This is a genomic window from Streptomyces sp. NPDC053427 (assembly GCF_044544985.1).
GTDB lineage: Bacteria > Actinomycetota > Actinomycetes > Streptomycetales > Streptomycetaceae > Streptomyces.
Map to the genome: position 1 here is coordinate 443,083 of NZ_JBITYA010000003.1, position 12,591 is coordinate 455,673.

At 70.5% G+C, this 12,591-nt stretch carries 8 protein-coding genes and 1 pseudogene; 7 read left to right on the forward strand and 2 right to left on the reverse strand.

Annotation, left to right across the window (positions count from 1 at the left end; translation table 11 throughout):
• The first annotated feature begins 145 nt into the window (after positions 1-145).
• The 4 genes and pseudogenes from ACIGWZ_RS10070 to ACIGWZ_RS10085 form a co-directional block, all read left to right on the forward strand.
• Positions 146-1,327, forward strand: a complete 1,182-nt coding sequence (locus ACIGWZ_RS10070; protein ID WP_400062718.1) for an acyl-CoA dehydrogenase — start codon at positions 146-148, stop codon at positions 1,325-1,327.
• A gap of 140 nt (positions 1,328-1,467) precedes the next feature.
• The gene (locus ACIGWZ_RS10075; RefSeq protein ID WP_400062720.1) at positions 1,468-2,781 is read left to right on the forward strand and encodes a cytochrome P450; all 1,314 of its coding nucleotides are present in this window, start codon (positions 1,468-1,470) and stop codon (positions 2,779-2,781) included.
• 605 nt (positions 2,782-3,386) lie between these two features.
• Complete coding sequence (locus ACIGWZ_RS10080; RefSeq protein WP_400062722.1) at positions 3,387-6,761, forward strand: pyruvate carboxylase; 3,375 nt, start codon at positions 3,387-3,389, stop codon at positions 6,759-6,761.
• A gap of 120 nt (positions 6,762-6,881) precedes the next feature.
• Positions 6,882-7,319: pseudogene (locus ACIGWZ_RS10085) on the forward strand (hypothetical protein); the annotation flags it as partial.
• A 21-nt stretch (positions 7,320-7,340) separates the two neighbouring features.
• Here the strand turns inward: ACIGWZ_RS10085 and ACIGWZ_RS10090 are convergent.
• Positions 7,341-8,219: a hypothetical protein gene (locus tag ACIGWZ_RS10090; RefSeq protein WP_400062724.1), complete on the reverse strand. Its 879-nt coding sequence runs from the start codon at positions 8,217-8,219 to the stop codon at positions 7,341-7,343.
• Positions 8,220-8,474: 255 nt separating this feature from the next.
• Positions 8,475-9,317 (reverse strand): hypothetical protein, encoded by an 843-nt coding sequence (locus ACIGWZ_RS10095; RefSeq protein WP_400062726.1) that lies wholly within the window; start codon positions 9,315-9,317, stop codon positions 8,475-8,477.
• 241 nt (positions 9,318-9,558) lie between these two features.
• On the opposite strand from ACIGWZ_RS10095, the gene ACIGWZ_RS10100 reads away from it, so the two are divergent.
• From ACIGWZ_RS10100 to ACIGWZ_RS10110, 3 genes are read left to right on the forward strand one after another with little or no spacing between them, the layout of a single operon-like run.
• The gene (locus ACIGWZ_RS10100) at positions 9,559-10,527 is read left to right on the forward strand and encodes a bile acid:sodium symporter family protein (protein ID WP_400062728.1); all 969 of its coding nucleotides are present in this window, start codon (positions 9,559-9,561) and stop codon (positions 10,525-10,527) included.
• Positions 10,528-10,536: 9 nt separating this feature from the next.
• The gene (locus ACIGWZ_RS10105) at positions 10,537-11,220 is read left to right on the forward strand and encodes a response regulator transcription factor (RefSeq protein WP_400062730.1); all 684 of its coding nucleotides are present in this window, start codon (positions 10,537-10,539) and stop codon (positions 11,218-11,220) included.
• A 2-nt stretch (positions 11,221-11,222) separates the two neighbouring features.
• Positions 11,223-12,563, forward strand: a complete 1,341-nt coding sequence (locus ACIGWZ_RS10110) for an ATP-binding protein (protein WP_400062732.1) — start codon at positions 11,223-11,225, stop codon at positions 12,561-12,563.
• The last annotated feature ends 28 nt before the right edge of the window (positions 12,564-12,591 follow it).

Here is a 12,591-nt window from a genome sequence, read left to right on the forward strand (position 1 = left end):
GCCGTCCTGAGGTGCGGGCGTGCTGACGGAGTACCTGCAACTACCCGCCTCAGCAGGGAAGTTACTGAAGCACGCGTTGTGAAACGATACGGCCCCTCGCTTAAGGTGACGCTGACTCAGTACAAATGGTGAGGAGCGAACATCCATGGCGGTCACGGCCGGATTGCATGTCAGCCCGGAATTTCCCGCGATGCTCGAGCGGATCGATGCACTCGGTGGGGCGCTTGACGCGGACGCGGACGCGGCCGAGGAACTCGGCAGACTCACCGAGGACATCGCGCGGGCGTTGCTGGGTGCTGGGGTTGTGGGGGCCGCACTGCCGCAGAGCCTCGGCGGCTACGAGTTCTCCCCACGCCAATTGATAGAGACGGTCGAGCGGGTCAGCTACCACGACGCCGCGGCCGGTTGGACGATGATGGCGCTGCAGTTGATGACCGGCACCACCGCGGCTTATCTCGATGCCGTTGCGGCGGCCGACCTGTTCCCGGATGTCGCGGGTGGGGACCATGCGTTGTTGGCCGGGCACGGCACCCGGCCCGGCCGGGCCGTCCCGGTGGAGGGTGGCTATCTGGTGAGCGGCAGTTGGCAGTTCGCCTCCGGTATGGCGCACGCCACCCATATCCACAGTGCGATCCAGGTCGAGGGCAGCGGGGAGCTGCGGGTGCTGGCGATGCCGAAGTCGCAGGTGGAACTCGTCGACAACTGGGATGTGCTCGGGCTGCGGGCGACGCACAGTATTGATTACCACTGCGCCGATGTGCTCGTCCCGGCGACGCACACGTATCTCGCCACCACCACGACCCCGGCCAACGGCGGCGCGATCTACCGCCTCGGCTTGGTCAACATGTCCGCAATCGGGCACACCGGCTGGGCGCTCGGTGTCGGGCGGCGCCTGCTCGATGAACTGAAAGTGGTGGCCGCGGCCAAATCCGGCACACGTAACGCCGCCGTCGACACCGCGCAGTTCCACGCGGAGTACGCGACCGCCGAAGCCAAGCTTCGTTCCGCACGGGCGTGGGCGATGGAGGTATGGCGAGCTATCGAAAACACCCTGAATGAAGGCGAGTTGCCGAGCACCGAGCAGGACACTCTGCTCAGGCTGGCGCTCAACCACGCGACGTGGACCGTGCAGGACGTGGGTCAGACGGTGCACCGATGGGCGGGGACGGCGGCGATCCGGCGCGGGCCGATCGACCGGTTTCTGCGTGATCTCGGCACAGGCACCCAGCACATCACCTCAAGCCCCACGGTCCTGCAGAACTGCGGGAAATGGCTCAGCGGCGCACAACCCCAAGCGCACTGGGAATTTCTCGACTTGACGCCGTGACGAACAGGCCGCGCCGTGGGGTAGGGAAGCGGGGACAGGAGGAAACTGGCCGATGCAGGGGCGGGTTGAGCGGCACCTTGGCGACGGCCCGCCCCCTCGGAACAGACTCGAGGGCAGGACTTGGGACAGGAGACACCGTTATGCGCATCCCCGGGCCCGAGCACCAGGAGGACGGCGGGCTGAGGGCCGTTGCGGCTGCGGGCGGGCTGCACCGGTACCAGTTATGCCTGCACGAGGCGCACGGACCCGTCGTGCGCTTCCAACTGCCGGGCGCGGGCACGGCCGTGTCGGTCGCCGATCCCGTGCTTCTGGAGGCCACGGCGCACATCGACAAGCGGCCCGAGGAGCTGTTCGCGTTCCTGGACCCGCTGTGCGAGGCCGGCAACCTGCAAGTGCTACCCGCCGACGAGCACACCCCCTGGCGCCGACTACTGCTCTCGGTGCTCGCCGGACGGCCGGCTCACGAGCGGCATTTCGCACGCTTCACCAAGCTGGCGCAGGAGCTCGCGGACCGCTGGGCGGGGCGGGCCGACGGCGAACCCGTCGAGCTGCAACAGGAGTTGACCGCGCTGTCGCTCCGTATGATCTGCGGGTTCGCGCTCGGCGGCGCGGAAACCGACACGGACCGTGTCGTCGCCGCGTTCGAGGCGGTGCTCACCGAGCACCTCGGGCGGCTCTACCAGGTGCCGCGGCCCGACCCGCGCTCGGCGGAGCGGGCCGAGGCGGCCCTTGCCTATCTGCGTGAGACGGTCGACCGCGTGGTGGCGGCGCACCGCTCGGGCGGCCGCACCGACCGCAGCGACCTGATCGGGGCGCTCGTCGAGGCCGGTCAGAGCCCGGCGCGGATCCGGGACACCGTGATGGTGACGCTGCTCGCCGCCCACCACACCACCGGCGTCGCGGTCTCGTGGACGCTGCACCTGCTGGGCCGCCATCCCGAAGCGGCCGATCGCGTTGCCGCCGAACTGGACCAGGTGCTGGGCGAGCGCGCCACGCCCGATTACGGTGATCTGCGGCGGCTCACGTATCTGGACATGGTGCTCAAGGAGTCGATGCGCCTGTTCCCTCCCGGCCCGTACGGTGCACGCGAGACGACCGAGGACCTGGTTCTGGGCCCGTACGAGATCCCGGCCGGGACGACGGTGTTCTATCCGTTCTGGGCGGTGCACCTGAACCCTGAGCACTGGCCCGAGCCGGAGCGGTTCGACCCCGAGCGCTTCACGCCGCAGGAGGTGGCCAAGCGGCCACGGCTCGCGTACGTCCCCTTCGGGATCGGGCCACGCAGCTGCGAGGGCGCCGCTTTGGCCACGGTCGAGGCCCAGCTTGTCCTGGCGGTCCTCCTCAAGCGCCTGCGCTTTCGGCCCGCGCCGGGGCACGAAGTGACGCCGGTGGAACGGTTCGTGCTGTGGGCACGGGACGGGATCCGGATGATGGTGCGGCCACGGGACCTCTAGGTGTGCTGTCCCGGCACGTCGGTGACACGCGTGCTGGGTGCTTGAACGAGGTGAGGGCCTTCTGGCTCGGTGGGGATTGCGACATCTACCGCCGAGTGCAGGAGGCCCTCATGATCCACCGTACGCCCCGCTGACGCCGACCGGCAGTCCGCCAGTCCGCCAGTCCGCGTGGCGCATCGAGTGGCGCACCGACTCCCGGAAATGTGCACGTGGCGCCGGTGCGGTGGACGGGGCGACATCCCCCTGTGGTGTCGTTTGTGGGGTGACACTGATCACGGTGGTGACGTGGTGTCGACTCGCTGACCCCAAAGAGGCCTCTGACCTGCTGTGATGGCCTGCCGCAGGACTTCGGATCCCGCCGGTGCCGAGGTCACCGCGCATGTCGCATGGGCGTGCCGACCGGTGTTTTCGCAGGTCAGATGGGGTCTTCTTGTTTGCCGTGTATGCGGCGCTTGGCGCCATTCGCCACGTTTGGCAGGGGCCATGCTGACCGCCTCCGCGTTACATGACGCCCAAGCAGGTAATACGTCCACGCGGGTCCGGCGTCTGATCTGTCCGTCGCCGACACCATGGTGTCCGTCAACGGCAGACCGAAGGGATCGAGAATGTTCCGCAAGGTACTGGTCGCCAATCGCGGTGAGATCGCGATTCGCGCTTTTCGCGCCAGCTACGAACTGGGCGCGAAAACCGTTGCCGTCTTCCCGCACGAGGACCGCAACTCACTGCACCGGCTCAAGGCCGACGAGGCATATGAGATCGGCGAGCCGGGCCACCCGGTACGTGCCTACCTCTCCGTCGAGGAGATCGTCCGCGCCGCGCAGCAGGCCGGAGCGGACGCGGTGTACCCGGGATATGGATTCCTGTCCGAGAACCCCGACCTGGCGCGGGCGTGCGAGGAGGCGGGCATCACGTTCGTCGGGCCGGGCGCGGACACGCTCGAACTGACCGGGAACAAGGCGCGCGCGGTGGCCGCGGCCCGCGCGGCCGGGGTACCGGTGCTCGGCTCCTCCGAGCCCTCCACCGACGTGGACGAACTGGTCCGGGCCGCCGAGGACATCGGCTTTCCGGTGTTCGTCAAGGCCGTCGCCGGCGGCGGCGGGCGCGGAATGCGACGCGTCGAGGACCGCGACACGCTGCGCGAGTCCATCGAGGCGGCGGCCCGCGAGGCAGCGTCCGCGTTCGGCGACTCCACCGTCTTCCTGGAGAAGGCCGTGGTCGACCCCCGCCACATCGAGGTGCAGATCCTCGCCGACGGAGACGGCAACGTCATTCACCTCTTCGAGCGCGACTGCTCGATGCAGCGCCGACATCAGAAGGTGATCGAACTCGCGCCCGCGCCGAACCTCGACCCGGCGCTGCGCGAGCGGATCTGCGCCGATGCCGTGACGTTCGCCCGGGGAATCGGCTACCGCAATGCGGGCACGGTGGAGTTCCTGCTCGACCGCGACGGAAACCACGTCTTCATCGAGATGAACCCGCGCATCCAGGTCGAGCACACGGTGACCGAGGAGGTCACCGACGTCGACCTCGTGCAGGCGCAACTGCGTATCGCCGCAGGTGAGACGCTGGACGATCTCGGCCTCTCACAGGACACAGTCACCCTGCACGGCGCCGCACTGCAGTGCCGTATCACCACCGAGGACCCGGCGAACGGCTTCCGTCCGGACACCGGCAGGATCAGCGCCTACCGGTCGCCGGGCGGCTCCGGGGTCCGTCTGGACGGCGGCACCACACACGCCGGTACGGAGATCAGCGCGCACTTCGACTCGATGCTGGTCAAACTCACCTGCCGGGGTCGGGACTTCAGCACCGCCGTCGGCCGGGCCCGGCGCTCCGTGGCCGAGTTCCGCATCCGCGGCGTGGCGACGAACATCCCGTTCCTGCAGGCCGTGCTCGACGACCCGGACTTCCGGGCCGGGCGGGTCACCACCTCGTTCATCGAGGAGCGCCCGCATCTGCTCACCGCGCGCCATTCCGCCGACCGCGGTACGAAGCTGCTCACCTACCTGGCGGACGTGACGGTGAACAAGCCCCACGGCCCACGGCCCCAGCTGATCGACCCGGTCACCAAACTGCCGCCCCTGCCCGCCACCGAACCGCCCGCCGGCTCCCGGCAGCGGCTCGCCGAGCTCGGGCCGGACGGGTTCGCCCGGTGGCTGCGGGAGTCACCGGCCATCGGTGTCACCGACACCACCTTCCGGGACGCCCACCAGTCGTTGCTCGCCACCCGGGTCCGCACCAAGGACATGCTCGCCGTCGCCCCGGTGGTGGCCCGGACGATGCCACAACTGCTGTCCCTGGAGTGCTGGGGCGGTGCCACGTACGACGTCGCGCTCCGCTTCCTCGCCGAGGACCCCTGGGAGCGTCTCGCCGCGCTCCGGGAAGCCGTACCGAACATCTGCCTGCAGATGCTGCTCCGCGGGCGCAATACCGTGGGCTACACCCCCTACCCGACCGAGATGACCGATGCCTTCGTGCAGGAGGCCGCGGCCACCGGCATCGACATCTTCCGGATCTTCGATGCGCTCAACGACGTCGGGCAGATGCGGCCCGCGATCGACGCCGTACGGGAGACCGGAACGGCCGTCGCCGAGGTTGCCCTGTGCTACACCTCCGACCTGTCAGATCCGTCCGAGCGGCTCTACACCCTGGACTACTACCTCCGCCTGGCCGAGCAGATCGTGGCGGCCGGCGCCCAGGTCCTGGCCGTCAAGGACATGGCGGGGCTGCTCCGGGCTCCGGCCGCCGAGACGCTCGTATCGGCGCTGCGCCGCGAGTTCGACCTGCCGGTGCACCTGCACACCCATGACACCGCGGGTGGCCAGCTGGCCACTTATCTCGCCGCGATCCGGGCCGGTGCGGACGCGGTGGACGGCGCGGTGGCGTCCATGGCCGGCACCACCTCACAGCCGTCGCTGTCGGCGATCGTGGCCGCGACCGACCACTCCGAACGGCCCACCGGGCTGGATCTGAAGGCGGTCGGGGACCTGGAGCCGTACTGGGAGAGCGTCCGCCGGATCTATGCGCCCTTCGAGGCGGGCCTGGCCTCGCCGACCGGTCGCGTCTACCACCACGAGATCCCCGGCGGGCAGCTGTCCAACCTGCGTGCACAGGCGGTGGCGCTCGGCCTGGGCGACCGCTTCGAGGAGATCGAGGCGATGTATGCCGCCGCCGACCGGATTCTCGGTCGGCTGGTGAAGGTGACCCCGTCGTCGAAGGTGGTCGGGGACCTTGCGCTGCACCTGGTGGGCGCCGGGGTGACGCCGGAGGACTTCGAGGCGACGCCGAACGAGTTCGACATCCCCGATTCCGTTATCGGCTTCCTGCGCGGCGAGTTGGGCAATCCGCCCGGAGGGTGGCCGGAGCCGTTCCGCGCCAAGGCGCTGCAGGGCCGCGCCGACCCCCGGCCGGTGCAGGAACTGACCGCGGACGACCGCAGCGGACTCGAGAAGGACCGGCGCGCGACCCTCAACCGGCTGCTCTTCCCCGGCCCGGCGCGCGACTTCGCGACGCACCGTGAGGCATACGGCGACACCAGCGTGCTGGACAGCAAGGACTTCTTCTACGGGCTGAGTTCCGGGGCGGAGTACGCCGTCGACCTCGAACCGGGCGTACGGCTCCTGATCGAGCTGGAGGCCGTCGGCGAGGCCGATGAACGCGGTATGCGCACCGTGGTGTCCACCCTGAACGGTCAGCTGCGGCCGATCCAGGTGCGCGACGCCGCCGCGGCCGCGGACGTGCCGGTCACGGAGAAGGCCGACCGGGCCAACCCCGGCCACGTCGCGGCCCCGTTCGCCGGAGTGGTGACGCTCGCGGTGACCGAGGGCGACGAGGTAGCGGCCGGCACCACCGTGGCCACCATCGAGGCGATGAAGATGGAAGCCGCGATCACCGCCCCGAAGGCCGGGAAGGTCGCCAGGCGGGCCATCAATCAGGTCCAGCAGGTCGAGGGGGGCGACCTCCTGGTCGAGATCACCTGACCCGCCACGTGCCGCTCCCGCCCGCCGCCCCCCGCCGCGGCGTGCGGGAGCGGCGTGGCGGCGAGGACGGGGCCGGGGCGCCGCGCCGTGCTCGCGGGGTGCAGCGCCCCGTAGTGGAAGGAGGAGGCCACGGGGGAGGGGGTGCTGCTCGACGACGGCGAGTTCGTGGCCAGCCGGTCCCCGATCCGGTGCGTGGGCGTACGGCCCGACCCGCTGGTGGCCTCGCTGGGGCTGCCCACCGACCGGGGGCGGCTGTGCGTGGACGAGTACCTGGGCGTGCCCGGCCGACCCGAGGTGTTCGCCTGCGGTGAGGCCGCGGCGGTACCCGTTGCCGCCTCGATGCGCACCATCTGCGAGACCGTCCTCGACGACGCGCGGGCCGGCGCACACACCGTTCCGGGCACGGCGGACGCCATGACTGTGCTGCGCCGACACGGCGGAGCGGGCCTGGGTCTGCCGCTGGCGCGACGCCTGGCCCGCTCCGCCGGCGGTGAGGTGAGTCATGACGCCGGGCACGCCCCGGGGGCGTGCTTCGTGGTCAGCCTGCCCGCCGGATGACCCGGTCCCGCCCGGTGGTGCTCAGGAAACGCCCGTGAGGGTCGTGTCCTGGGGGACGGCGGTCCTGCGCTCCTGAACCTGGGCGTAGGCCATGAGGCCGAGCAGGACTGCGAGGAGGACCGCCGACGAGCCCGCCGTGCCGAGGTCGAGGCCGCCCTTGGCGAGAGGCTTGGTGAGGAAGTCGCCGGCGGTCGCCCCGAGGGGCCGGGTGAGCACGAAGGCGATCCAGAAAAGGACCACGTTCGGTACGGCCGGCACCCGCATCAGGGCGACGAGTACGGCGAGCACGCCGGTAACGAGCAGGGCGCCCCCCGCGTACCCGAGGCCGGAGCTGTCGGAGAGGAAGTCGCCCATCGAGGTGCCGAGCGTGTTCGACACGAGGATCGCCGTCCAGAAGAGGGCTTCCGCGCGGAAGGAGACGATGTCGCGGATGGCGAACGTCAGCCCGGTGGACTTCCAGATGACGAAAATGGCGATCAGCAGCGAGATCAGGATGGCGGCCCCTGTGGGGTATCCCAGCCCCAGGCCCTGCGGTCCCCAGCCGAGCGACTTGGCGCCGTCGGTGAGGAACTTGGCGCTGGCGTCCCGGTTCATGAAGTCGGACATCGTGGTGCCCGCCATGCTCGTGGACAGGATGACGGTCCAGTAGAAGAACGGGTTGTAGCGGCGGGACCGGAGCTGTACGACCAGCGTGATTACGAAGATCAGGAACAGCGCGATGGTGGTCAGGAAGTAGCCGAGCTTGAGGGTCTGGGCGAAGAGGTCGCCGGCCGTCTCGCCGAGGGTCGTCGCGGCGGTCTTCATGACCCAGAAGGCCAGGGTGACTTCCGGGAGCTTCCGCAGCACGTTCCTGTCGGTGCCGGCGACGTCCATGTCGGCCAGGACTTCGGGCTCAGGCAATGTCGATCCCTTCCGGGTGGCGCCTCCGCATCGCCTCACGTCGTGCCGTGGGGGCCTTGCGGAGTGCGCACAGGGGCGGCAAAAGGCGAGTACGAGGTGCACGCGCGCAGCGATGACGTCGCACACCGCCCGACGCTTCCAGCCGCAGCCTGAACACATCCTGAACGCCAACGGCCGCACCCACGAAGCAGCCCCGGACGGGTGAAGCCGGCCCCCGGAACCCGGGGACCGGCCGCCGTCCGGGGCGATCCGTGCTCAGCTCGCCTGCGGGGTGAGGCGTTCCGGCTCCGAGACGTCCCTGCGGGTGACCGTCAAGAAGACCACCAGGCCGAGGATGACGGTCAGGAACAGCACGCTGGTGATCACTGTGCCGAGGCCGAGTCCGCCGTCGGCGGTCGGCTGGGACAGGTAGTCGCCGATCGAGGCGCCCAGTGGCCGGGTCAGGATGTAGGCGATCCAGAAGCTCCACACCGCGTCCAGGCCGAGGGCGAAGTGCGCCACCGCGACCGCGGCGATCGCCAGGGCGAACAGGCCGGCGGAGATCCAGTATCCGAGGTCCATGCGCTCGGCGACCAGGTCACCGGCCGCGGTGCCCAGGGCGAAGGTGAACAGGACGGCGAGCCAGTAGAAGGACTCGCGGCGGGTGGTGTCGACGTGGTGGATGGAGAGCGTGCGCTCGCTGCGGTACCAGGCCACGAACACCACGACGAGGGCCACCGCGAAGGCGACGGTGCTGGTCTCCAGCGGTACGCCCAGGTTGTCGGTGAGGTTGTCGCTGATCAGTGTGCCCACGACGCTGATGAGCGCCACGGCGAGCCAGTAGACGCCGGGCCGGTAGGCGCGGGTGCGGAACTGCGCCACCAGGACCGCGACAAGCAGGACGCTCATCAGCAGCGACACGCCCGTCAGGCCCAGGCCGAGCTTCTCGTTCAGCAAGTCCGCCGCGGTCTCGCCGACCGTGGTGCACAGGATTTTGATCACCCAGAAGTACGCCGTGACTTCGGGAACCTTGTTCCAGCGGAGGCGCTGGCGGGCGTGGGCGGGAGCGGTGCCGGACGCCTCGTGCGTCTCGGTGGCCCCAGGGATATCGGCTGTCATGGTGCCCGACCGTGTCACCCCGAACCTGAACGCATCCTGAGCACCCGCGCTGCGGCGCCCACGAGGGACGGCCCACGCCGAATCATGACTGTCATGTGTCTCCCCCCGCTGCTCGCGATACAGGCGCTCGACCGCGATCTCACGCCATCGACGAAAGAGCGCCCCCATGAACCCCCTACCGCCCGCATCACTCACTCCGCCGCGAACGACCGCGTGGCTGCGCCGACACCTGGGGTGGGCCGTGGCCACGACTTACGTCGTCGCCACAGCTCTGCCCGCACCCGGCCTGTGGCTCCGCCACCCCTTCGTGCTGCCCGGTGCCAACGGTGCGTTCTCCGTGGCCCTGCCGCCGCTGCTGTTGTCACTGGTGCTGTTCGCCGCCGGACTGCAAGTACACCCTGACGACCTGGGCCACCTCCTGCGCAGGCCCGCCGCCCTGCTGACCGGACTCGCCCTCCATCTGCTGACACCGCTGCTGGTCATTCCGTTGATCACGTTCGTATTGCACCGCTCGCCGGACTCCGACGGCGGCAGCGGTCTGACCGCCGCGATGATCCTGATCGTCGCGATGCCGGTGGCGGCCGGCGCCACGGTCTGGACCAGCAAGGGGCGCGGCGCGCAGTCGGTCATGGTGGGGCTGGTCCTGGCCTCGACCCTGATCAGCCCCTTCACCACCCCGGTGACCATCGGGCTGTTGTCTCCGCTGCTCCAAGGGGACTACCAGGGGACACTGTCCCGGGCCGTGTACGGCAACGGCTTCGCGCTCGCTTTCGTCCTGCTGCCTTGCGGGGCGGGCCTGCTGGCGAGGACGCTTCTGTCCGGCAGTTCCCTGAACCGGCTGCTGGGGACCGCGGTGCCCGCGGCGCTGTGGGGCTCGTTGGCCCTGACCTACGTCAATGCCAGCGGAGCCCTGGGCACCTTTCTCGCCCATCCGCGTCCCGTCCTGCTGACGGCGGCCCTGGCCGTGGCCTCGACCGTGTGCGTCCTGTGCTTCGCCGTGGGCCACGTCATCTCGCGGCTGCTCCGTATGGACGCGTCCACAGCGTCGTCCGTCACTCTCGCCTGCGGCATGAACAACAGCAGTGCCAGCGCTGTTCTCCTCACCACCGCGCTTCCCGACCGGCCTCACCTCCTTCTCCCCGTCCTCGCCTACGGCCTCCTGCAGAAACTCGCCGCCGGTCGCGTCGTACGCGATCGGTCGCCCCGCTAGCCTGAGGACGTGGCGCGCATCGTGCTTGTCGAGGACGACGAGACCATTGGGGGCCGCCTCGCCGCGACGCTGCGGGGTGCGGGACACGACAGCGAGTGGTGCCCCGATGGTGCGTCGGCGCTGGCCCGTGCTGTTCGTGGCCCGGCCGACCTGGTGCTGCTGGACCTCGGGCTACCAGACGCCGACGGCTTCGAGCTGTGCCGGCGGTTGAGGGAACTTCTGCCCGGTGCCGTGCTGGTCGTGCTGACCGCACGCACCGCAGAGATGGACGTCATCCAGGCCTTGGAGTCGGGTGCCGACGACTATCTGACCAAGCCCTTCCGGCTCGCCGAGTTGCAGGCGCGGATCGCGGCTCATCTGCGTCGCGCCGAACCGGGCGGGAACCCAAGCCCGCTGCGGATCCGCCACGGCACCCTGCTGATCGACCGCGCGGCCCGGCGCTGCTCCACACCGACGCAGGAGGTGGAACTGCGCCCCAAGGAGTTCGACCTCCTGGTCAGGCTGGCCGAGTCCGTCGGGCAGGCGGTGAGCCGGGAGGACCTGATGAGCGACGTGTGGGACGAGAACTGGTTCGGCCCCACCAAGACGCTCGACGTCCACGTGGCGGCGTTGCGCCGCAAGCTGGGCGACCGGGTGCGCATCACCACCCTGCGGCACTTCGGTTACCGGCTCGAACCGTCCGGGGAGCACTGACCGTGCGCCGCCGTATCCTCCGGGCGGTCGTCGTCGCCGTGGTGTGCGCCGTGGTGCTGTTCTCCGTGCCGCTGGCCGTGGCGACATTGCGTCTGTACCGGCAGGACGAGACGCGCGAGTTGCAGCAACTGGCCGACCGGGTGGCCGTGACCGTCCCCGCGGACATCCACCACCCGCGTGACCCGATGGAGCTGCCGCACGTCGAGTCGGACACCCGGGTCGGGGTGTACGACGACGGCGCGCGCCTCGTCACCGGAGCGGGGCCCGCGCGCGGGGACCGCCCGGTGCGGGATGCCCTGGCGGGGCGTGCCTCGTCGGACCGGCAGGGCGACCGGCTGGTGGCAGCGGTGCCGGCGGGTACGGGCGAGCGGGTACGGGCGGTGGTGCGGGCCAGTTCGCCGGCCGACGGGCCGTTGCACCGGGCGGCGCTCACCTGGGCGGGCATGCTCGCGCTGGCCGTTGTCGCGGTGGGCGTGGGAGCCGTGGTGGGGATCCGCTCGAGCAGACGCCTCGCAGGTCCGATGGAGGATCTGGCGGCGACAGCCGTCCGCCTGGAGACCGGTGATCTGGCCGCCCGGGCAGCCCCTTCCGGCCTGCCGGAAGCCGACAAGGTTGCGACCGCGCTCAACCGTGCCGCCGAGCGCATCGGGGAACTGCTGCGGCGTGAGCGCGCTTTCAGCGCGGATGCCTCGCACCAGCTGCGCACGGCACTGACGGGGGTGCGGCTGGAGCTGGAGAGCGCGCTGGCCGCAGGCGCTCACGCCCCGGGCGCAACCGCGGATCCCCACGAGGCGATGCGCGCCGCTCTGGAGTCGCTGACCCGCATGGAGAGCACGTTGGACGATCTGCTGGACCTGGCCCGGGAGATGCCGGAGCAGGCGCCGCTCGATGTGGAGGTGCTGCTGGCCGATGCCGAGCTGCGCTGGCACGGCGAGCTGGCGGACGTGGGCCGGCCGCTGCGGTTCACCGTTGAGGAGCAGCTGCCCAGCGCGGTCGGCTCGGCGCGCGCCGGGCGGCAGATCCTGGACGTCCTCCTCGGCAACGCCCTCGCCCACGGCAGCGGCACGGTGACCGTCACCGCTCGCGATACGGCAGGGGCGCTCGCGGTAGATGTCGAGGATGAGGGGCCCGGCCTTCCCGAGGGCGAGGACGTCTTCGCGCGGCGGAGGGGCGGCGCGAACGGCGAGGTCAGTGGTCACGGCATCGGGCTGGCCCTGGCCCGTTCCCTGGCGGAGGCCGAGGGCGGCCGCCTCATGGTCTCCAGAAGAGTCCCGCACCCGCGCTTCACCTGGCTGGTTGCGCGTCAGCAGCGCGCCGACGGAGCGGACCGGCCCACCCCGTGACCCGGGGCACGAAGCGACGGGGTGGGTG

Bases quoted from the DNA above. Each gene is read 5' to 3' on its own strand.
- ACIGWZ_RS10070 (WP_400062718.1), top strand. From the start codon at position 146: ATGGCGGTCACGGCCGGATTGCATGTCAGCCCGGAATTTCCCGCGATG.
- ACIGWZ_RS10075 (WP_400062720.1), top strand. From the start codon at position 1,468: ATGCGCATCCCCGGGCCCGAGCACCAGGAGGACGGCGGGCTGAGGGCC.
- ACIGWZ_RS10080 (WP_400062722.1), top strand. From the start codon at position 3,387: ATGTTCCGCAAGGTACTGGTCGCCAATCGCGGTGAGATCGCGATTCGC.
- ACIGWZ_RS10095 (WP_400062726.1), bottom strand. From the start codon at position 9,317: ATGACAGCCGATATCCCTGGGGCCACCGAGACGCACGAGGCGTCCGGC.